General features: G+C 70.5%; 18 protein-coding genes and 1 pseudogene. 12 read left to right on the forward strand and 7 right to left on the reverse strand.

What is annotated here, in order from left to right; translation table 11 throughout:
• Positions 1-31: 31 nt before the first annotated feature.
• The 8 genes from AWC24_RS13240 to AWC24_RS13275 all read left to right on the forward strand — a co-directional run bounded on the left by AWC24_RS13240 (position 32) and on the right by AWC24_RS13275 (position 8,001).
• On the forward strand, positions 32-463 hold the full coding sequence (locus AWC24_RS13240) for an Ohr family peroxiredoxin (protein WP_085085555.1): 432 nt from the start codon (positions 32-34) through the stop codon (positions 461-463).
• Position 464: 1 nt separating this feature from the next.
• Positions 465-1,109 (forward strand): sensor domain-containing protein, encoded by a 645-nt coding sequence (locus AWC24_RS13245; protein ID WP_085085557.1) that lies wholly within the window; start codon positions 465-467, stop codon positions 1,107-1,109.
• An 80-nt stretch (positions 1,110-1,189) separates the two neighbouring features.
• Complete coding sequence (gene egtA / locus AWC24_RS13250) at positions 1,190-2,473, forward strand: ergothioneine biosynthesis glutamate--cysteine ligase EgtA (RefSeq protein WP_085085559.1); 1,284 nt, start codon at positions 1,190-1,192, stop codon at positions 2,471-2,473.
• Positions 2,470-3,798 (forward strand): ergothioneine biosynthesis protein EgtB, encoded by a 1,329-nt coding sequence (egtB, locus tag AWC24_RS13255; protein ID WP_085085561.1) that lies wholly within the window; start codon positions 2,470-2,472, stop codon positions 3,796-3,798. The genes egtA and egtB overlap by 4 nt, the downstream gene beginning before the upstream one ends.
• The gene (gene egtC / locus AWC24_RS13260) at positions 3,798-4,499 is read left to right on the forward strand and encodes an ergothioneine biosynthesis protein EgtC (protein WP_085085563.1); all 702 of its coding nucleotides are present in this window, start codon (positions 3,798-3,800) and stop codon (positions 4,497-4,499) included. Before egtB ends, egtC begins: the two co-directional genes overlap by 1 nt.
• On the forward strand, positions 4,496-5,476 hold the full coding sequence (egtD, locus tag AWC24_RS13265) for an L-histidine N(alpha)-methyltransferase (protein ID WP_085085565.1): 981 nt from the start codon (positions 4,496-4,498) through the stop codon (positions 5,474-5,476). Before egtC ends, egtD begins: the two co-directional genes overlap by 4 nt.
• The gene (gene egtE, locus AWC24_RS13270; protein WP_085085567.1) at positions 5,473-6,564 is read left to right on the forward strand and encodes an ergothioneine biosynthesis PLP-dependent enzyme EgtE; all 1,092 of its coding nucleotides are present in this window, start codon (positions 5,473-5,475) and stop codon (positions 6,562-6,564) included. Before egtD ends, egtE begins: the two co-directional genes overlap by 4 nt.
• A 108-nt stretch (positions 6,565-6,672) precedes the next feature.
• The gene (locus AWC24_RS13275; RefSeq protein ID WP_085085569.1) at positions 6,673-8,001 is read left to right on the forward strand and encodes a class I SAM-dependent methyltransferase; all 1,329 of its coding nucleotides are present in this window, start codon (positions 6,673-6,675) and stop codon (positions 7,999-8,001) included.
• Positions 8,002-8,049: 48 nt separating this feature from the next.
• Here AWC24_RS13275 and AWC24_RS13280 read toward each other — a convergent pair whose 3' ends face one another.
• Entirely contained in the window at positions 8,050-10,422 is a 2,373-nt protein-coding gene (locus AWC24_RS13280) for a DUF7159 family protein (protein WP_085085571.1), read from the reverse strand.
• 248 nt (positions 10,423-10,670) lie between these two features.
• On the opposite strand from AWC24_RS13280, the gene glpK reads away from it, so the two are divergent.
• A complete protein-coding gene (gene glpK, locus AWC24_RS13285; protein ID WP_163705549.1) occupies positions 10,671-12,230 on the forward strand; it encodes a glycerol kinase GlpK in 1,560 nt (519 codons plus the stop codon).
• A 2-nt stretch (positions 12,231-12,232) separates the two neighbouring features.
• The gene (locus AWC24_RS13290) at positions 12,233-12,958 is read left to right on the forward strand and encodes an HNH endonuclease family protein (RefSeq protein ID WP_234807365.1); all 726 of its coding nucleotides are present in this window, start codon (positions 12,233-12,235) and stop codon (positions 12,956-12,958) included.
• Positions 12,959-12,973: 15 nt separating this feature from the next.
• On the opposite strand, the gene AWC24_RS13295 is transcribed toward AWC24_RS13290, so the two are convergent.
• Positions 12,974-13,756, reverse strand: a complete 783-nt coding sequence (locus AWC24_RS13295) for a PadR family transcriptional regulator (protein WP_085085576.1) — start codon at positions 13,754-13,756, stop codon at positions 12,974-12,976.
• A 124-nt stretch (positions 13,757-13,880) separates the two neighbouring features.
• On the opposite strand from AWC24_RS13295, the pseudogene AWC24_RS23105 reads away from it, so the two are divergent.
• A pseudogene (locus AWC24_RS23105) lies at positions 13,881-14,078 on the forward strand (hypothetical protein); the annotation flags it as partial.
• Here AWC24_RS23105 and AWC24_RS13305 read toward each other — a convergent pair.
• On the reverse strand, positions 14,017-14,847 hold the full coding sequence (locus AWC24_RS13305) for an RDD family protein (RefSeq protein WP_085085578.1): 831 nt from the start codon (positions 14,845-14,847) through the stop codon (positions 14,017-14,019). The pseudogene AWC24_RS23105 and the gene AWC24_RS13305 overlap by 62 nt on opposite strands.
• 114 nt (positions 14,848-14,961) lie before the next feature.
• Here AWC24_RS13305 and AWC24_RS13310 point away from each other — a divergent pair, with 114 nt between their 5' ends.
• Positions 14,962-15,954: a stage II sporulation protein M gene (locus AWC24_RS13310; RefSeq protein WP_085085580.1), complete on the forward strand. Its 993-nt coding sequence runs from the start codon at positions 14,962-14,964 to the stop codon at positions 15,952-15,954.
• A gap of 79 nt (positions 15,955-16,033) precedes the next feature.
• Here AWC24_RS13310 and AWC24_RS13315 read toward each other — a convergent pair whose 3' ends face one another.
• From AWC24_RS13315 to AWC24_RS13330, 4 genes are read right to left on the reverse strand one after another with little or no spacing between them, the layout of a single operon-like run.
• Positions 16,034-17,353 (reverse strand): DUF58 domain-containing protein, encoded by a 1,320-nt coding sequence (locus AWC24_RS13315; protein ID WP_085085582.1) that lies wholly within the window; start codon positions 17,351-17,353, stop codon positions 16,034-16,036.
• A complete protein-coding gene (locus tag AWC24_RS13320) occupies positions 17,350-18,327 on the reverse strand; it encodes an AAA family ATPase (RefSeq protein WP_085085584.1) in 978 nt (325 codons plus the stop codon). Before AWC24_RS13320 ends, AWC24_RS13315 begins: the two co-directional genes overlap by 4 nt.
• The gene (locus AWC24_RS13325; RefSeq protein ID WP_085085586.1) at positions 18,324-19,439 is read right to left on the reverse strand and encodes a DUF4350 domain-containing protein; all 1,116 of its coding nucleotides are present in this window, start codon (positions 19,437-19,439) and stop codon (positions 18,324-18,326) included. Before AWC24_RS13325 ends, AWC24_RS13320 begins: the two co-directional genes overlap by 4 nt.
• Positions 19,436-20,044: a DUF4129 domain-containing protein gene (locus AWC24_RS13330; RefSeq protein WP_085085588.1), complete on the reverse strand. Its 609-nt coding sequence runs from the start codon at positions 20,042-20,044 to the stop codon at positions 19,436-19,438. Before AWC24_RS13330 ends, AWC24_RS13325 begins: the two co-directional genes overlap by 4 nt.
• Between the last annotated feature and the right edge of the window lie 8 nt (positions 20,045-20,052).

The following is a 20,052-nucleotide window of genomic DNA, read 5'->3' on the forward strand; positions in this document are numbered from 1 at the left end:
CGGCGGACCGCCGGCCTGGCATGATCGAGCCATGAGCATCAAAGTCGTTTTCGCCACCGAGTCGACCGCGACCGGCGGTGGCCGAGACGGCCACGTCCGCTCGGCGACCGGCCGAATCGACCTGGACACCCGCCCGCCCCGCGAGTTGGGCGGCGACGGTGCGGGCACCAACCCCGAGGAGCTGTTCTCCGCGGCCTACGCGGCGTGTTTCCTGGGCGCGCTACGGCTGGTGGCGCGCCGGTCCGCCGTCGCCCTGGACGACGCCACCGACGTCACCGTCCAGGTCGCGCTGGGCAAGGATGTCGCCACCGAGGAGTTCGCCCTGACCGGCACCATCATCGGGAATCTGCCCGGGCTGGCGCAGGCCATCGCCGACGACCTGATGGCCCAGGCCCACGAGGTGTGCCCGTACTCGAGAGCCACCCGCGGAAACGCCGAGTTCATCGTCTCGGCGAAGGTGTAGCGTGCGGGCCGCCGCGACGTTCGTGGTGGCGGGCCTGTGCCTGGCGATCGGGACCGCCCCGGCCGGGGTGGCCCGGCCCTCGGAACCCGGTGTGGTGTCCTACGCGGTGCTGCCCAAGGGCTCGGTCGGCAACATCGTCGGTGCCCCGATGACGTGGGACGCGCCGTCCGGCCAGCCGTTCCAGGCGTTCTGGGTCGACGATCCGGCCTGCAACAACTGGGCCGACATCGGCCTGCCCGAGGTCTACAACGATCCCGATCTGGCGTCCTTCAACAGCGCGGTCACCCAGACCGCGGCCGACGACCAGACCCATTTCGTCAAGCAGGCGGTGGGGGTATTCGCCACCGAAGCCGCCGCCGACCGGGCCTTCCACCGCGTCACCGACCGCACCGCGGGGTGCTCGGGGCGCACCACCGGGATGCACCTGGACAACGGCGTCACCCAGGTGTGGGCGTTCGACGGCGGGCCGGCCGCGGCGACCGACGCCGCCTGGGTGAAGCAGGAGGCCGGCACCGATCGGCGCTGTTTCAACCAGACCCGGTTGCGGTCCAACGTGCTGTTGCAGGCCAAGGTCTGCCAATCCGGCAACGCCGGACCGGCGGTGAACGTGCTGGCAGGAGCGATGCAGAACTCGCTGGGGCAATAGGCTGGGGCAATAACGGGCCGTCACGTTGTCGGATGACTCCGGTAACGTCGAAAAAGTTCGACGGGCGGAGGGGTTGATATATGGCGCTCGCCGCGGCGACACGACTGTCCCGCGACGATGAGGCATACCCCGGTGAGGCCCTGTCCGGTGCCGCCGACGCCGCCGACTACATCGTCGAGCGCTGCCTCACCGATGCGCCGCTGGGCCGGGTGGGCCTGGAGATCGAGGCCCACTGCTTCGACCCTGCCGATCCGCTGCGCCGCCCCGGCTGGGCCGAGATCGGCGATGTGCTGCAGTCCCTGCCGGTGCTGCCCGGCGGCAGCAGGGTCACCGTGGAACCCGGCGGCGCGGTGGAGCTCTCCAGCCCGCCGCTGATGGGTGCGGCGGCCGCGATCGAGGCGATGGCGGCCGATCAGGCGGTGCTGACCACGGCTTTCACCGACGCCGGGCTGGGGTTGGTGGCCCTGGGCGCCGACCCGGTGCGACCAGCCAGCCGGGTCAATCCCGGCGCGCGGTACGCCGCGATGGAGCAGTTCTTCGCCGCCAGCCACACCGATTCGGCCGGTGCGGCGATGATGACGTCGACGGCGTCGGTCCAGCTCAACCTGGATGCCGGCCCGCGGTCCGGGTGGGCCGACCGGGTGCGGTTGGCGCACGCCTTGGGTCCGACCATGGTCGCGGTCGCCGCCAATTCCCCGCTGTTGAGCGGGGAATTCTCCGGCTGGCGTTCCACCCGGCAGCGGGTCTGGAGTCGGCTGGACTCGATGCGCTGCGGTCCGGTCCTGGGGCTCGACGGCACCGACCCGGCCGCCGACTGGGCGCGCTACGCCCTGAAGGCGCCTGTGATGCTGGTGCAGACGCCCGAAGCCATCCCGGTCAGCCGCTACGTGCCGTTCGCCGACTGGGCCGACGGACGGGTGCGCCTGGGCGGCCGCCGCGCCGGCGTTGCCGATCTCGACTACCACCTGACCACGTTGTTCCCGCCGGTGCGCCCCCGCGGCTGGCTGGAGATCCGCTACCTCGACAGCGTCGGGGACGCGCTCTGGCCGGCGATCGTCTTCACCTTGACGACCCTGCTCGACGACCCGGCCGCCGCCGGCGCAGCCGCCGACGCCGTCGCGCCCGTCGCAACCGCCTGGGACGTCGCCGCCCGGATCGGACTGGCCGACCCGCGGCTGCACGCGGCCGCCCGGCAGTGCCTGGGATTGGTGGCCGACCGGGCACCGGCGGCGTTGCGTCCCGGGATGGACCGGTTGGTCGAGATGGTCGAACGGGCCCGCTGCCCGGCCGACGACGTCGCCGACGAGGTGGCTCGCACCGGCGTCACCGCCATGGTGGCCAGGCTGGCGGGAGGACGGACGTGACCGAGGCCGTCACCAAACGCGAGACTCAGGCCGTCGTCAGGGCCGAGACGCTGGCCCGCGACCTGTCCCGGGCGCGGGAACGCACACTGGCACTCGTCGATTTCGACGAGGCCGAACTGCGTCGCCAGTACGACCCGCTGATGAGCCCGTTGCTGTGGGATCTGGCCCATATCGGCCAGCAGGAGGAGCTGTGGCTGCTGCGCCGCGGTAACCCGGACCGGCCCGGCATGCTTCCGGCGGATGTCGAGGGACTCTACGACGCCTTCGCCCATCCGCGGGCCGGCCGCGTCGACTTGCCGCTGCTCTCCCCGGAGCAGGCCCGGAAGTATTGCGCCACAGTACGATCCAAAGTGCTCGACGAGCTGGCCGCGCGGCCGGACGTTTCCGGGGATGCCGGTGCCGATGGTTTCGTGTTCGGGATGGTGGTCAGTCACGAACACCAGCACGACGAGACCATGATGCAGGCGCTGAACCTGCGCACCGGGGAACCGCTGCTGAATGCGGGCCGCGAGCTACCGGCCGGCCGGGCCGGGCTGGCCGGAACCTCGGTGCTGGTGCCCGCCGGCGAATTCGTGCTCGGCGTCGATGCCACCGCCGAACCGTTCGCGCTCGACAACGAGCGGCCGGCGCATCGCGTGCAGGTGGCAGCCTTCCGGATCGGCCGAGTGCCGGTGACCAACGCCGAATGGCGGGCGTTCATCGACGACGGCGGCTACCGGCAACCGCGGTGGTGGACCGAACGCGGCTGGAACCACCGGATGCAGGCCGGTCTGACCGCACCGCAGTTCTGGAGTTCCGATCACACCTGCCGGACCCGGTTCGGCCGCGTCGAGGACCTCCCCGACGACGAACCGGTGCAGCACGTCAGCTACTTCGAGGCGCAGGCCTACGCGTCCTGGGCCGGCGCCCGGCTGCCCACTGAGATCGAATGGGAGAAGGCCTGCGCGTGGGACCCGCGCGCAGGCGCCCGCCGCCGCCGCCCGTGGGGCGACGGCGACGCGACCGCCGAACTGGCCAACCTCGGCGGCGCGGCACTGCGCCCGGCCCCGGTCGGGGCCTACCCGAACGGCGCGTCGGCCTACGGGGCCGAACAGCTGCTCGGCGATGTCTGGGAGTGGACCAGCTCGCCGTTGCAACCGTGGCCGGGCTTTACGCCGATGATCTACCGGCGCTATTCCGAACCGTTCTTCGGCGGCGACTACCGGGTGCTGCGCGGTGGGTCGTGGGCGGTCGCGCCCGAGATCCTGCGGCCCAGCTTCCGCAACTGGGATCACCCGTACCGGCGGCAGATCTTCGCCGGTGTCCGATTGGCCTGGGACGTCTGATGTGCCGCCATCTGGGCTGGCTGGGGAGGCCGCGTTCGCTGGCCGAGCTGATGCTGGAACCGCCGTACGGTCTGCTGGTGCAGTCCTATGCGCCGCGCCGCCAACAGCACGGACTGCTCAACGCCGACGGTTGGGGCGCCGGGTTCTTCGATGTGAGCGGCAGTGACGAGCCGCGGCGCTGGCGCAGTGCGTCGCCGCTGTGGAGCGACACCTCGTTCGCGTCGGTGGCGCCGGTGTTGTCGAGTCATTGTGTGGTAGCCGCGGTGCGCTCGGCCACGGTCGGCATGCCGATCGAGGTCAGCGCCACCGCTCCGTTCACCGATGGCAACTGGCTGCTGTCGCACAACGGCGTGGTGAACCGCGCGGTGCTGTCGACCCGCGCGGGGACCGAATCCGTCTGCGACAGCGCGATACTCGCGGCGACAATCTTCGAGCACGGAGTGGAGTCGCTGGGCGCTGTGATCGTCGAGACCGGCACGGCCGATCCGCAGGCACGGCTGAACATCGTGGCCGCCAACGGTTCCCGCCTGCTGGCCACCACCTGGGGCGACACCTTGTCGATGCTGCACAGCGCCGACGGTGTGGTGCTGGCCAGTGAACCCTACGACGACGACCCGCGTTGGGTGGACATACCTGATCGGCACCTGGTCGACGCCCATGACGGCGAGGTCAGTGTCATCGCGTTGGAAGGAAGTCGATGACGGGGTTCGATGCGGCGGTCTCACTGTCCAACCATCTGGCGGCCGACGCGGCGCGCACCGCGCTGCGCGACGATGTCCGGTTCGGCCTGCAGCAGCATCCGAAATCGTTGCCGCCCAAATGGTTCTACGATGACACCGGCAGCGAACTGTTCGATCAGATCACCCGGTTGCCCGAGTACTACCCGACCCGCGCCGAGACGGAGATCCTGCGCGAACACTCCGCGGAGGTGGCGTCGCTGTCGGCGGCGGACACCCTGGTCGAGCTGGGCAGCGGCACCTCGGCGAAGACCAGGATGCTGCTGGATGCGCTGCGGGCCACCGGGTCGCTGCGCCGATTCGTCCCGTTCGACGTCGACGCCGGAGTCTTGGAGACGGCGGGGGAGGCCATCGCCCGCGACTATCCCGGGATCCAGGTGCACGCCGTCTGCGGCGACTTCGAGCACCATCTGGCGCAGCTCCCCGAGGGCGGCAGGCGGTTGTTCGTGTTCCTCGGTTCCACCATCGGCAACCTGACGGCGGGTCCGCGCGCCGGCTTCCTGGCCGGCCTGGCCGCGGTGATGCGCGAGGGCGACGGGTTGCTGCTGGGAACCGACCTGGTCAAGGACACTGAGCGGCTGGTGCGTGCCTACGACGACGCCGCCGGGGTCACGGCGGCCTTCAACCGCAACGTGCTCGCCGTGGTCAACCGGGAACTCGGCGCGGACTTCGACCTGGACGCGTTCGCTCATGTGGCGCGGTGGAACTCCGATGAGCAGCGCATCGAGATGTGGTTGCGGTCCGGCCACCGGCAGCGCGTGCTGATCGCGGCGCTGGACCTGGCCGTCGAGTTCGCGGCCGGCGAGGAGATGCTGACCGAGGTGTCCTGCAAATTCCGGCCCGAGCAGGTGGCCGCCGAGCTGGCCGCCGCCGGCCTGCACCGCCGGCGGTGGTGGACCGACGCGGCGGGCGATTTCGGCCTGTCGCTCGCCGTCAGATGAGCTTTGCCGAGGTCTGGCGGGCGGCCCGCCCGCCGGCCGCCGGTCTGCACCTGGACAGCGCCGCCTGCTCACGGCAGAGCCATGCCGCAATGGACGCCGCCGCCCGCCACGCCCGCCACGAGGCCGAGCTCGGCGGCTACGTCGCCGCCGAGGCCGCTGCACCGGCGCTCGACGCCGGCCGGGCCGCTGTGGCGGCACTGACCGGGATGTCCGCCGCCGGCGTCGAGTTCAGCACCGGTTCCCGGCACGCATTGGATCTGCTGCTGTCGCGGTGGCCGGCCGCCGGCCGCACGCTGGCCTGCCTGCCCGGGGAATACGGCCCCAATCTGGCGATCATGGCGGCCCACGGCTTCACCCGACGGATGCTGCCGGTCGATGGCACCGGCCGGCTGGTGCTGGACGAGGCGGCGGCCACGCTTGCCGCCGACCCGCCGGACCTGGTGCACCTGACCCCGGTCAGCAGTCACCGGGGACTGGTGCAGCCGCTGGCCGGCATGGCGCGGATCTGCACTGACGCGGGGGTGCCGCTGGTGGTCGACGCCGCCCAGGCGCTGGGCCAGATCGACTGCGCGGTCGGCGGCCCGGCTGACTATGCCGTCTATTCGTCGTCGCGCAAGTGGCTGGCCGGCCCCCGCGGCGTCGGGGTGCTGGCGATACGGCCCGAGCTGGCCGCGCGGCTGGGACCCGGACCTCCCGGCGGTGACGTGAATGTCGCTGCGCAGCTGGGTTTTTCTGTCGCGGTTGCCGAGCACCTGGCGGCCGGCCCGGCGACGGTCCGGGCCCGATTGGCCGAGGTGGGTGCGCTGAGCCGGCGGGTGCTGGCCGAAGTGCCGGGCTGGCAGGTGGTCGAGCCGGTCGAGGAGCCCAGCGCGATCACCACCTTGGCGCCGGTGACCGGTGCCGACCCGGCGGCGGTGCGCTCGGAGTTGCTCGCCCAGCACCGCATCGTCACCACCGCGGCCGGCGTCGAACGCGCCCCGCTGGAACTGACCTCGCCGGTGCTGCGGATCTCACCGCACGTCGACACCACCGAGGCGGATCTGGCTGCGTTCGCCCAGGCATTGGTGGCTGTGACCGCGGCACGCTGAACCGCTGCCGATCCAGCACCGTTTACCCGATTGAGCCACCCGTGATGTGGGTATGGACGGAAACGCCGCCCGTAAACGGGGGGACTACGACGGCTGGACGGTGCAACTATGACCACATCGAAAACGATGACCACATCGACAACAGAGCATGCTCGCGGTACCAAAGGCCGGCTGGGCCTGGCCGAGATTCTGGTACTGCTGGCCGGCGGGGGCCAGCCGCCGATCAAGATCACCGCTTACGACGGCAGCAGCGTCGGGCCCGACGTTGCCCCGTTGGGCGTGGATCTGCTCAATCCGCGCGCGACCACCTACCTGGCCACCTCGCTCGGTCAACTCGGCATAGCCCGGTCCTACATCGCAGGTGACCTGGAACTGCGCGGTGTGCACCCGGGAAACCCCTACGAGGTTCTCAATGCGTTGGCAGATCTGGAATTCAAGCAGCCCTCACCGCAGGCGCTGCTGAACATCATCCGGTCGATCGGTTTCCGGCACTTCAAGCCGATCGCGCCGCCGCCGGAGGAAGCACCGGCCAAGTGGCGCCGCACCGCGGCGGGCCTGCGGCATTCCAAGGCCCGTGACGCCGATGCCATCCACCACCACTACGACGTGTCCAATCGGTTCTACGAATGGGTGCTGGGCCCGTCGATGACCTACACCTGCGCGATCTACCCGAGCCCCGACGCGACCCTGGAGGAAGCCCAGGAGAACAAGTACCGGCTGATCTTCGACAAGCTGCGACTGAAGCCGGGCGATCGCCTGCTCGACGTCGGCTGCGGCTGGGGCGGCATGGTGCGCTACGCGGCCCGTCGCGGGGTGCGCGCAGTCGGGGCCACGCTCTCGGCCGAGCAGGTCGACTGGGCGCAGCGGGCGATCGCCGAGGAGGGCCTGTCCGATCTCGCTGAAGTGCGGCACTGCGACTACCGCGACGTGCCCGGGACCGGCTTCGACGCCGTCTCCTCGATCGGACTCACCGAGCACATCGGGGTGAAGAACTATCCGTCGTACTTCGGCTTCCTGAAGTCGAAGCTGCGCACCGGTGGCCTGCTGCTCAACCACTGCATCACCTTGCCGGACAACTCGACGTTCAAAGGTGACGCCTTCACCGACCGCTACGTCTTTCCCGACGGGGAGATCACCGGCGCGGGGCGAGTGATCACCGAGATCCAGCAGGCCGGTTTCGAGGTGGTGCACGAAGAGGACTTCCGGCATCACTACGCCAAGACGCTGCGCGGCTGGAGCCAGAACCTGGTCGACCACTGGGACGAGGCCGTCGACGAGGTGGGTTTGGGCCGCGCCAAGGTGTGGGGCCTGTACATGGCGGCATCGGTGCTGGGCTTCGAGCGCAACCTGTTTCAGCTGCATCACGTGCTGGCCACCAAGGTCGGCGAGCGGGGTGAAGACGGGGGCCTGCCGCTGCGGCCCTGGTGGCAGCCCTAACCGTCACTCGGCGCGCCGGCCCCTGACCGAGGGGGCCGGCGCGATCCACTAGCGGCCGAACACGCTGCCGCCGCCACCGCCGAACAATCCGCCGCCCCCGCCGCCGCCGAAGATGCCGCCACCGGGTTTGCCGCCGAAGATTCCGCCACCCGGGTTGCCCCCGAAGATCCCGCCGCCGGGCTTCCCGCCGAAGATCCCACCGCCGGAGCCGCCCCCGAGCTTGGGCAGCGACGGCATTGCCGGTGCCTTGGGTGCCGGAAGTGAGGGCAGTGAGGGCGCCTTGGGTGCCGGAAGTGATGGCAGTGAGGGTGCCTTGGGTGCCGGAAGTGAGGGCAGTGAGGGTGCCTTGGGTGCCGGAAGTGATGGCAGTGAGGGCGCCTTGGGGGCCGGAAGTGACGGCAGTGAGGGTGCCTTGGGGGCCGGAAGTGACGGCAGCGCAGGCGAATTGGGCGCCGGCAGACCCGGCAGGGCGGGCGGGTTGAATGCCGGAAGACCGGGCGATGCCGGCATGGCCGGCGCCTTGGGGGCCGGCAGCGACGGCATCACCGGCGATTGCGGCAGGCCGGCCGGCGGCGCCGACTTCGGTGGCGAGATCGGCAGACCCGGCCACTGGAACGGCGGGTCGGGGTTGACGGCCGGCGGGTCGGGCAGCTTGATCGGCGCCTCGGGGAGCTGGACCGGGGGGTTCGGTTTGATGACCGGCGGGTCGGGTAGCTGCACCGGTGGGTTGGGCTTGACCACCGGCGGGATCGGTTTGATCACCGGCGGATTGGGCTTGACCACCGGGGGGTTGGGCTTGACCACCGGCGGGGTCGGGAGCTGCACCGGCGGATTGGGCTTGATCACCGGCGGGATCGGTTTGATCACCGGCGGATTGGGCTTGACCACCGGAGGGGTCGGAATCTCCACCGGGGGATTGGGCTTGACCACCGGCGGCAACGGTGTGACAACGACCGGCGGCAACGGCTTGACGTCCGGTGGATCCGGCTTGACCACCGGCGGGGACGGAATCTCCAGCGGCGGCTCAGGCACCGCACTGGGCGGTCTGGGCGCGGTGGGAAGCTTCGCCGGCAGCCCGAGCAGGAACGACAGATCGGGCAGCGCCGCGGCGACCGGCCGGATCGACGGCGTCGAGTGGTGCACCGGCACCGGCACCGGCATCGGCATCAGCACCGGCAGTGGGGCCGGGTTGAAGGTGAACGGGCTTGCGAGGGGTACCGCGGCGGGCGGCGGCTGCAAAGCGGGACCGAACACCGGGGGTGCCGCGGGCGACGGCGGAATAGGAACCGAAACCGGTGCCGCCGGCGGCATGTCCAGCGGAGGCAGCGGCAGCGCGTCCGGTTGACTCATCGCCACGGGCGGGTCGACATAGGGCTGCAAGGCCGGTTCCTGCATCTTCGGCGGGGTGAGTGGCGAACTCAGCACCCGTCCGATCTCCGGCCGCAATGCGACCAGGTTCGGGGTGATGTCCAGCGCCATCGACACCATCAGCGCCGAGGCCGCGGCGAACGTGGCGGAGGCCAATGCCGTCCCGGCGACCAGCAGTGGACGCCGGGTCGGCTGGCTAACGGGCGGAAGGAATTCGGTGGCGGTCTCGTCCTCGTCGTCGGGAACCGCACTGTAGGCCAGGTCGTCGGCTTCCCGGCCCGGGATGTCGTAGTAGCCGGCGCGGATCACACCGGAGTCGGACTCCTGGGTGTAGGCCAGCGCCGAGGTGGAGTGCTCGACAGCTGTGGTCACCTGGGTCGAGGCCAGCGCGGCGCCGCGGGCGAGTGCCGTCTGCGGTTCGGCGGGCTCGCACACTTCCTGTCCGACCGTGGCCTCCAGTCGCGGCCTGATCGCGGTCGCATCGGTCTCGGTGCAGACCAGAAACAGGCCGTCGGGGCGGGTCTCCGGGGTGTTGAGCTGCTCGGCGACGGACTCGACGGCGGCGGTGGGGTCACCGTCGGCCAGGAACTGACGGAAGACCCGGGTGATGGAGCCGTCGGTGCAGTCGACCACGGCGAGCGTCGCGTCGGACGGCCCCACCGACAGCAGGCCCATCCGGTCGCAACCGACGGTCTGACCCAGGTTGCGGGCCAGGCTGGCGGCGGCCAGGTCGGGCGAGATCAGGGCGATGTCGTTGAGCCCATCGAGGCCACCGGCTGCCAGCCGCGAACTCAGTTCAGCGGCATCGAGTGGATCCGTCACGGTCACCCCGGTCGAAACCAGGCGATACCCCGCGGTGTCGGCGGCATGGCGCGCCTGCAGAATCGCGGCGATCAGCGCGTCGACCGCGGCGAATCCGGTGGTGTGATCGGTCGGCAGATCGAAGCTGTGCGTCTCCAGGATGACGCCATCCCCGTGGTCACCGCCCACCAGCACGGTGTGGATGGTGGCAGGCGGGCTTGACGCGAGCGCCACACCGAGAACGACGTCCATTGCTCCTCCGATTCAGTTTTGACCTGCACGCGCCGACCACGGCGACGAGGGCGTCAGACGGCTTCGAGGGATGTCGACCGACACCGTTTGTTCACCAATACGACATCTACCGGTGACACCTCGAAATATGCGATCGTGCGAATAAATACTGACTGATGGCTTCGTGAAGAGTGTCTAATTTTGTGGACCCGCGTCGTTGCCGAGCCGTGTCCGGGTAGCGCCGCCCGATCCGGGCCGGTTGCGCCATGATGGACGGACGGACCGGCAGGGCACGTGGACAGGAGTCAGACTTGGGCGATTTCGTCGCGTCGATCGACCAGGGAACCACCAGCACCCGTTGCATCATCTTCGACCATGACGGCGCCGAGGTCGGCCGTCACCAGCTCGAACACGAACAGATCCTGCCGCGCGCCGGCTGGGTGGAACACGATCCGTTCGAGCTGTGGAACCACACCGCGGCGGTGCTGGTCTCCGCACTCAACACCACCAAGCTGCAAGCCTCCGACCTGGCCGCGATGGGCATCGCCAACCAGCGCGAGACGACGGTGGTGTGGAACAAGAACACCGGTCAGCCGTACTACAACGCGATCGTCTGGCAGGACACCCGGACCGACTACATCGCGGCCGCTCTGGAGCGCGACGGCCACGGCGAGCTGATCCGGCGCAAGGCGGGCCTGCCGCCCGCCACGTATTTCTCCGGCGGCAAGCTGCAGTGGATTCTGGACAACGTCGACGGCGTGCGCGCCGACGCCGAACGCGGCGACGCCTTGTTCGGAACCTGTGACACCTGGGTGCTGTGGAACCTGACCGGCGGCCCGCGCGGCGGGGTGCACCTGACCGATGTCACCAACGCCAGCCGCACCATGCTGATGAACCTGGAGACCCTGGACTGGGACGACGAACTGCTGGCGCTGTTCTCGATCCCGCGCCAAATGCTGCCCCGCGTCACACCGTCGTCGTCGCGGCGACGGCATGCGGTCACCGTCAGTACCGGCCCGGTGCGCGGCGAGGTGCCGATCGCCGGCATCCTGGGCGACCAGCAGAGTGCGATGGTGGGGCAGGTCTGCCTGTCGGCGGGGGAGGCCAAGAACACCTACGGCACCGGAAACTTCCTGCTGCTCAACACCGGTGAACAGATCATCCGCTCGGAGAACGGGCTGCTGACCACGGTCTGCTACCAGTTCGGCGATGCCAAACCGGTCTACGCTCTGGAAGGTTCGATCGCGGTCACCGGCTCGGCGGTGCAGTGGTTGCGTGACCAATTGGGCATCATCAGCGGCGCCACCCAGGTGGAATCGTTGGCCCGCCAGGTCACCGACAACGGCGGCATGTACTTCGTGCCGGCGTTCTCCGGGTTGTTCGCGCCGTACTGGCGTTCGGATGCCCGCGGCGCGATCGTCGGGATGTCGCGATTCAACACCAACGCGCACCTGGCCCGCGCGACGCTGGAGGCGATCTGTTATCAGAGCCGGGACGTGGCCGAGGCGATGGAAGCCGATTCCGGTGTGCACCTGGGGGTTTTGAAGGTTGACGGCGGGATCACCGCCAACGACCTGTGCATGCAGATCCAAGCCGACGTGCTCGGCGTCGACGTGGTCAAGCCGGTGGTCGCCGAGACCACCGCGCTGGGCGCGGCGTACGCGGCCGGGCTGGGGGTGGGGTTCTGGAAGAGCCCCGAGGACCTGCGGGCCAACTGGCAGGAGCACAAACGTTGGACCCCGAACTGGTCCGACGACCAGCGGGCCGAAGGCTATGCCGGATGGCGAAAGGCGGTGCAGCGCACGCTGGACTGGGTCGAACTTCCCTGACGATGGCCGCACGCAGGCGGGTGCTGCCCGGTGCGGTGGTCGTGTTGGTGGTGGCAGCCGTCATCGGGTGGGCCTGGTGGCAGCACAACGACTCGTCGCGTTCTTCCGGGCCGTCGCCGACCTGGACGCCATCCATGCCGAGCGCCGCGCCGTTGAACCCGGGTTACGACGCCGCCCGCCGGATGCTCGACGGGTTGCCGGTCAAAGGCTGGGATCGGGCGCAGGACTTCAAGCGCTACCGGTTCGGTGAGCGTTGGAGCGACGACGTCGATGTCGAATTCGGCCGCAACGGCTGCAACACCCGCGACGATATCCTGCGCCGTGACCTGGCGCAGGTCGAATTGCGCCGGGGCACCTGCCTGGTTCAGCGCGGCATCCTGCACGACCCGTATTCCGGGCAGACCATCCACTTCGTCCGGGGCCCCGGCACATCCGAGGCCGTGCAGGTCGACCATCTGGTTTCGCTGGCGGACGCCTGGTACAAGGGTGCGCGCGCCTGGGACGACGCGCGGCGTCGCGACTTCGCCAACGACCCGCGCAATCTGCTGGCGGTGAGCGCACAGGCCAACTTCGACAAGGCTTTCCGCGACGCCGCCGGCTGGCTGCCGGCGAACGCCGCGTTCGAATGCGAATTCGTAGCCCGTCAGGTCACCGTCAAAACCGACTACCGACTCTGGGTCTCCGCGAACGAGAAGACCGCAATGCACCGGGTCCTGCGTCGCTGTTGAGCCGGACCTCTGGCCTCAGTCGGTTTCGCCGAGGATGCCGTAGACCTCCTTGCGGGCGCCGTTGACGATGTCGACGATGCGCTGCTGCTGTTCGGCGGTGGCGGCCTGGCTGGCCTGTGCGACCGCGCCGAACAGCTGGCCGATCGCGGTGCGCAGCCGAAGCTGCCCCGGGTCGGCGCCGTCGGCGATCTCCTCCCACGGTGGGGTCTCGATCTCGTCGGCGACCGCGCGACCGTCCTCGGTCAACTCGAAAAGTCGCTTCTTGCCGTCGGTTTCGCTGCCGCTGATCAGGCCCTCGTCGACCAGCATCTGCAGCGTCGGGTACACCGAACCTGGGCTGGGGCGCCACAGTTGCTCGCTGCGTTCGGCGATCTGCTGGATGATCTCGTAGCCGTGCATCGGGCCCTCGGCCAGCAGCGCCAGGATGGCGAGCCGCACGTCACCGCGCCGGCCGCGGTGGCCGCGCCGATGGCCGCGGCGCCCGGGCGGACCGAAGCCGAAACCGGGACCGCCGGGGCCGAATCCGGGGCCGAAGCCCGGGCCGAAACCGTGCCGGAAGTCGGGGCCGAAGCCCGCGCCTAAGCCCGGCCCGCCGGACTCGTGACCAGGGTGCAAGCCGAACGGCCCGCAGCGCTCGGCGCCGTCGTCGCGCAGTTGCCGGCGGAACTCGCGCCGGGCGTGCCGGCGCGCCGCGTGGGCGGCTCGGCGTTGATGCGGGGTGGCGCCGAATCCGAATCCGCCGGACTGCTCGGGGTCGTGCGTGAAGGGTCCGTCGGGCGGACCGAAGGGGACATTCATAACTCACCTCTTGTGCTCTGGGGACCGGAAGCGTTCCTCGCTTCCGATACGCTAACGATATATCGGAACCTATCGGGTGGCAAGTCGCTTAGGGGCTTTCCATCGGGAGTCTGCCGACAGGGGTGTGACGGGCGGCGCTGCCTATGACGCGCTGGTCGCGTCGGCGGCTCGAGAGCATGGTGTTGCGCTGGCCACCAGGGACGCCCGGGCGCGCTCCATCTACGAGGCGATGGGCTCACCGTCGAACAACTCTGATCGAGTCAGCGCGGCGGCGCGAACCCGCCCGGCCCCGTCGGCGGCCATGAGTCGGGAGCCGCGGTGAAATAGGGGATGGGTGGCCCGGCCTGGAGCCGGGCCAGCTCACGTTGATGGCGCTCGGCGAGCACCGCCGCCAGCACCAGTTCCGGCGGGGCATCCGGTGGCGGTGGCGGCGAGATGTGCGCGAGCACCTCACCGGAGATCCGGTAGGCCATCATCTGCCTGGTGTGCGGGTCGAGTTGTGCAGCGCGGCCGAGGAATTGCCTTGCCAACTCGGCTGATTCGGATCGCAGCCCCGAGAGTTGCAGGCTGGACGCCCACCACGCCAGCCCGGGAGGCATCTGCGGTGGCGGCACCGCGGCCGGCCCGCGTTCACTGATCACCATCGTGCCGGCGAAGATATCGCCCAGTCGTTTCCCGCGCGCCGACAGCAGGCTGGCGATCACCGCCGGGCTGCCGGTCAGCGCCCAGATCTCCACCACGCCGGCCAGCGCCCGAAACAGCGCCTGCCGGAAGCGTTCCGGGCCGCCGTCGTCGGAGACCACCCGCAATCCCATCGCCATCTTGCCCAGCGACCGGCCCCGGGTGAGTGTCTCGATGGTGACCGGATAACCGACCAGGAGCACCACCGCGAAGATGATCATGATCGCGGCGGTCAGGGCGGCGTCGAAGCGGCCGAGGGTCATCGCCCACAGCACCATCGAACACACGTAGGCCACCATGACGACGGTGATGTCGATCAGCGCGCTGACCGCGCGCACCGGCAGCTGCGCGATCGGTATGTCGAGAACGACGGCGTCGCCGGTCACCAGCTCGTGGCTGCGATTCGGCATAGCGCAGACGCTACCCGCCGATCCGGCGCCGGCGGGGAACTCCGGGCTGTACCTATGGCGAGACCTGTCCCGCTCGGCTTCGCCGTGCTCGCAGTCCTCGCTACGCTCGACGGCGTGGATGTCGACGCCTTCGTGCTGACCCATGGCCCGGCCTGGGATCGGCTGGAGTCGCTGGTGAAGCATCGTCGCCGGCTCAACGGTGCCGAACTCGACGAGCTCGTGGAGCTCTACCAGCGGGTCTCCACCCACCTGTCGGTGGTGCGCTCATCGTCGACGGATTCGGCACTCATCGGCCGGCTCTCCGGGTTGGTGGCGCGCTCGCGTGCCGCCGTCACCGGTGCGCACGCCCCGCTGGCCTCGGAGTTCGTCCGGTTCTGGACGGTGTCGTTTCCGGTGGTCGCCTACCGGGCCTGGCGGTGGTGGCTGGGCACGGCCGCGGCCTTCCTGGCCGTCGCGGTGGTCATCGCGGCCTGGGTGGCCGGCGACCCGGACGTGCAGGCGCTGATCGGCGCCCCCGCCGAGCTCGACCAACTGGTCAACCACGACTTCGCCTCGTACTACAGCGATCACCCGGCCGGGGCCTTCGCGCTGAAGGTCTGGGTGAACAACTCCTGGGTGGCCGCGCGCGCTATCGCGTTCTCCGTCCTACTGGGGTTGCCGATCCCGGCGCTGCTGCTGGCCAACGCCGCCAACCTCGGTGTGGCACTCGGGTTGATGTTCGACGCCGGCAAAGGCGGCTTCATGCTCGGCCTGCTGGCCCCGCACGGCCTGCTGGAGCTGACCGCGGTGTTCCTGGCCGGCGCGGTCGGTATGCGGCTGGGCTGGATGGTGATCGCGCCGGGCGACCGGCCCCGCGGACAGGTGCTCGCCGAGCAGGGCCGTGCCGTCGTCGCGGTCGCCGTGGGGCTGGTCGCGGTGCTGGCGGTGGCCGGGTTGCTCGAGGCGATGGTGACGCCGTCGCCCTTGCCGACGTGGCTGCGGGTCGGTGTCGGGGTGCTGGCCGAGGCGGCGTTTCTGGCCTACGTGGTGCACTTCGGCCGCAAGGCCGTAGCCGCCGACGAGACCGGCGACATCGTCGACGCCCCCGACGTCGTCCCCACCGGCTGATTCCCGCCGAGCAGACATGAAAGCCCCATTTTCGAGCGCAATTTGGGGGTTTGCGCGACTGCTCGCCGACGAATGAGGATCAGAGCCGTCCGGCGGCCTTCATCGCCAGATAGGCATCGGCCAGGGCCGGCGCCAGGTCATTCGGCCCGGCGTCGATGACCTGCACGCCGCTGCGGCGTAACGTGGCCGCCACCGTCTGCCGGTCGTTGCGGGAACGTTCGGCGGCGCCCGCGTCGTACACCGCGGCCGCGTCGGTGCGGCCCCGGGCCAGCCGGTCCACTCGGGGATCGGCCACCGCGGCCAGGATCACCTGGTATTCGGCGGCCAGTTTCGGCAACACCGGAAACAACCCTTCCTCCAGTGCGGAGGCGTTGAGGTCGGTCAACAACACCACCAGGTTGCCTCGGCGGGCGCGGCGGGCCAAGACCGAAACCATTGCCGCGGCATCGGATTCGACCAACGCCGGTTGCAGCGGCGCCATCGCGTCGACAAGCTGGGCGAACAGCCGGCTGCGGGCGGCGCCGAACACACCGGCGCGGGTCACCTGGTCGTGGGCGAGCAGATCGACATGGTCGCCGGCGCGTAACGCCAACGCCGCCAACAACAGTGCGGCATCCATCGACCAGTCCAGCCGAGGCCAACCCGCCGGGTCGCGGGCGGTCGGGTCGACCCCGATCCGGCCGGCCGCGGTGCGGCCGGTGTCCAGCACGATGACGACCCGCCGGTCCCGTTCCGGCCGCCAGGTCCGCACCACCACCTCGGAGCGCCGGGCGGTCGCGCGCCAGTCGATCGAACGCACATCGTCGCCGGCGACATACTCGCGCAGCGAGTCGAACTCGCTGCCCTGGCCGCGGACCAGCGCCGGCAGATTCCCGTCGATCTCCCGCAGCCGCGCCAACCGGGCCGGCAGGTGCTTGCGGGACAGAAACGGCGGCAACACCCGCACATGCCCCGGCACCCGCCGGGACCGCTGGCGGCCGGCCAGCCCCAGTGGCCCGACCGAGCGCAGCGTGACCCGCGCGGCGTGCTGGTCGCCCCGGCGAATCGGGCGCAGCTCGGTGAGCAGCCGACGCTCCTGCCCGGCCGGCAGCTCGAGCAGGTGGGCGCGCGGGTGGGCGCACGCACTGGGAGGCCAGGCGTCGCGCAGTTGCCCGCGGAACCGGCGGCCGTCGTTGACGACCGACAAAGTGGTCGCCACCGACTGGCCCAGCCGGGCGGCGCTGTCCATGCTCCGGGTGATCGCCAGCCTGGCCGGATCGGTCGCCAGCGCGATGTCGAGTGCCACCGCGGCGCCGAGCCCGGCCAGCAGCACGGTGAACGCCGTCGCCGGCCAGGGGGCCAGCGCGACGGGCAGGGCGCAGACCAGTGCGATCAGTGCGGCTCGACCGGTCAGGATCACCAGCGCGGCACCGGAACCGAGGCCAGGATGCCGTCGAGCACGCCGTCGGCGCTGGCGCCTTCGAGTTCGGCCTCCGGGCGCAACACCACCCGGTGCCGCAGTGTCGCCGGGGCCATCGCCTTGACGTCGTCGGGTGTCACATAGTTGCGCCCGGACAGCCACGCCCACGACCGCGAGGTGGCCAGCAGTGCGGTCGCGCCGCGCGGCGAGACGCCCAGCTGCAACGCCGGCGAGTGCCGGGTCGCCGCGACCACGTCGACGATGTATCCCAGCACCTGGTCGGCGACCAGAACCTGGCGCACCGCGGCGCGGCCGGCCGCCAGATCCGCGGCGCCGGCCACCGGAGCGACCGCGGACAGGTCGTGCGGGTCGAATCCCCGAGCGTGCCGGGACAAGATGTCGATCTCGGCCTCCCGCCCCGGCAGCGGGACGGTCAGCTTGAGCAGGAAACGGTCGAGCTGCGCCTCGGGCAACCGGTAGGTGCCCTCGTACTCGATCGGGTTGGCGGTGGCCGCCACCATGAACATTTCGGGTAGCGGTTTGGCTGCCCCGTCCACACTGACCTGCCCCTCCTCCATCGCTTCCAGCAGTGCCGCCTGGGTTTTCGGCGGGGTGCGGTTGATCTCGTCGGCCAGCAGCAAGTTGGTGAAGATGGGACCAGGGCGAAAGGCGAACTGTGCGGTGTGAGTGTCATAGATCAGCGAGCCGGTGATGTCGCCGGGCATCAGGTCCGGAGTGAACTGGACCCGCTTGAAGTCCAGCCGCAACGCCGCGCTCAGCGTCCGGACCAGCAGCGTCTTGGCCACCCCGGGAACGCCTTCGAGCAGCACGTGGCCGCGGCACAGCAGTGCGATCACCAGGCCGCTGACCACGGCGTCCTGGCCGACCACCACCTTGGCGACCTCGGTGCGCAACGCCAGCAGCGCCTCGCGCACCGCCGGGCCGGCGGGGGGATGCGGGGGAGTCTGTGTCACGATTCGGTGACCTGCCTTTCGATGTCGTCGAGTGCGCGGGCAAGAGCTACCAGCGCGTCGTCGTTTTCCGGGTGCGGGCCGAACAGCAAGTGCCACAACCAGTCCGGAGGTGCTCCGGTGCGCTGGGCCACCGCGGCGACCAGTGCCGGGGGATCCGGTGCAGGGCCCAGGCCCAGGCCCAGTCGCGGGGCGAGCCGGCGCAGGGTCGCGGTGCGGAGCGCGGCGCCAGCCCGGTCGCGGGCCCGGCGGGACCGGTAGAGCCGGCCGAGGCCCTCGACGGTCTCGGAGGCGCGCACCACGACCGGCAGGGTTTCGGCGACCAGCGGACCGAGTCGGCGTCCCTTCCACAATGCGGCCAGCGTCAGCGCGACGCACAGCTGCCAGACCAGCCAGCTCACGTTGCTCGGGATCAGCCCGAGAATCGTTGCACTCCCGGCTTTTCCGCCTTCGATATGTTGGGGTGCATACCAGATCAGGCGGTCCCGCGCGCCGGCCAGGTTCATCGCCAGCGCGGCGTTGCCGTCACGGGCCAGATCGGTGTTGGTCATGAAGGACGGGCTGCCGATCACCGTGACGGTGCGGTCGTCGCTGCGGTAACGCACCAGCGCGCCGTTGTAACAGCTGCGTACTGACAGGTCGTCCGAGGCGACGTAGGTGGCGGTGGCGCCGAGGTCGACGGTCCCGGCCCGCTCGGCCTCGCGCAAGGTGCAGGCGGGCCGGCGGGTGAACGGGCTGGCCGGGCCGGACCGGATCCCGGGTGCCAGGGCCTTGCGCGCCCGGGCGCCGGGCGCCACCAGCAGCAGGTCGCCGGGAAGGCGGGCCAGCCGCTGCAAGTGGTCGTCGCCGACGATGCGCTGGGTCTCGGCGACCAGCATCAGCGTGTCCGGTCGGGCCGCGCGGGTGACGTCGTCGAGGGTGCCGGCGATGACCACTTCGACGCCGTGGTCGCGCAGCAGCGCCACCACGGCGTGCGCGCCCTGTGGGCTGGTGGCGGCCGGGTCCATCCGGCCGCCCGGTCGGGGACTGCCCAGATAGGCGCCGACCGCCGACACGACCACGATCACGGTCAGGGCGAACGCGACCCACAGTCCTTTCCGTCGTATGGCCGTCACCGGTACTGCCGCCGCTGCGTCAGGGCGCAAACCTGCTCGTCCAGGTCGGCGACGAGGCGGTAGCCGTCCGGGGTGGCCGGCAACTCGCCGTAGCTGACATCGTTGAACGTCTCGGCGGCCCGCGCCAAGGCGTCCGCCAGGTCGGGCAGTGCGGCGCCGGCGTCGCGGGCCAGTTCGGTCGCGGTGCGCCCCGCAGCGGCATGGAGTACCCCGGTTTCCTCGAGTTCGCGTGCCACCGCCCGCAGGCGGTGCCGGATCGCCTCGGCCCAATCTCCTGCGGCCGCACAGTGTTGCGCGGTTGCGCGGTGTTCGTCGGCGCTGCGCTGCACGGTGCCGAACAATCTCTGGTCGCCGCGGCCGTCGCGCAGCATGCGCCGGCCGACGGCGACCGCGGCCACCACCGCCGCCGCGAGCAGGATCAGCAGCACACTGATGGTGAACCACCCACCCGGCAGCTCTGCGCCCTTGCGGATCAGCCGCTGAACCAGTTCCTCGAGGAAGTCGATGAACTGCTGCTTCGGCGACGGCCGCGGATAGATCGGTTTGCTCAGCTCGCGTTCGGCGGCCTCCCGGGCGGCGTCGCGGTCGATGTCGATGGTGGGCACCCGGCGAT

This window comes from Mycolicibacter senuensis (genome assembly GCF_002101885.1).
Taxonomy (GTDB): Bacteria; Actinomycetota; Actinomycetes; order Mycobacteriales; family Mycobacteriaceae; genus Mycobacterium; species Mycobacterium senuense.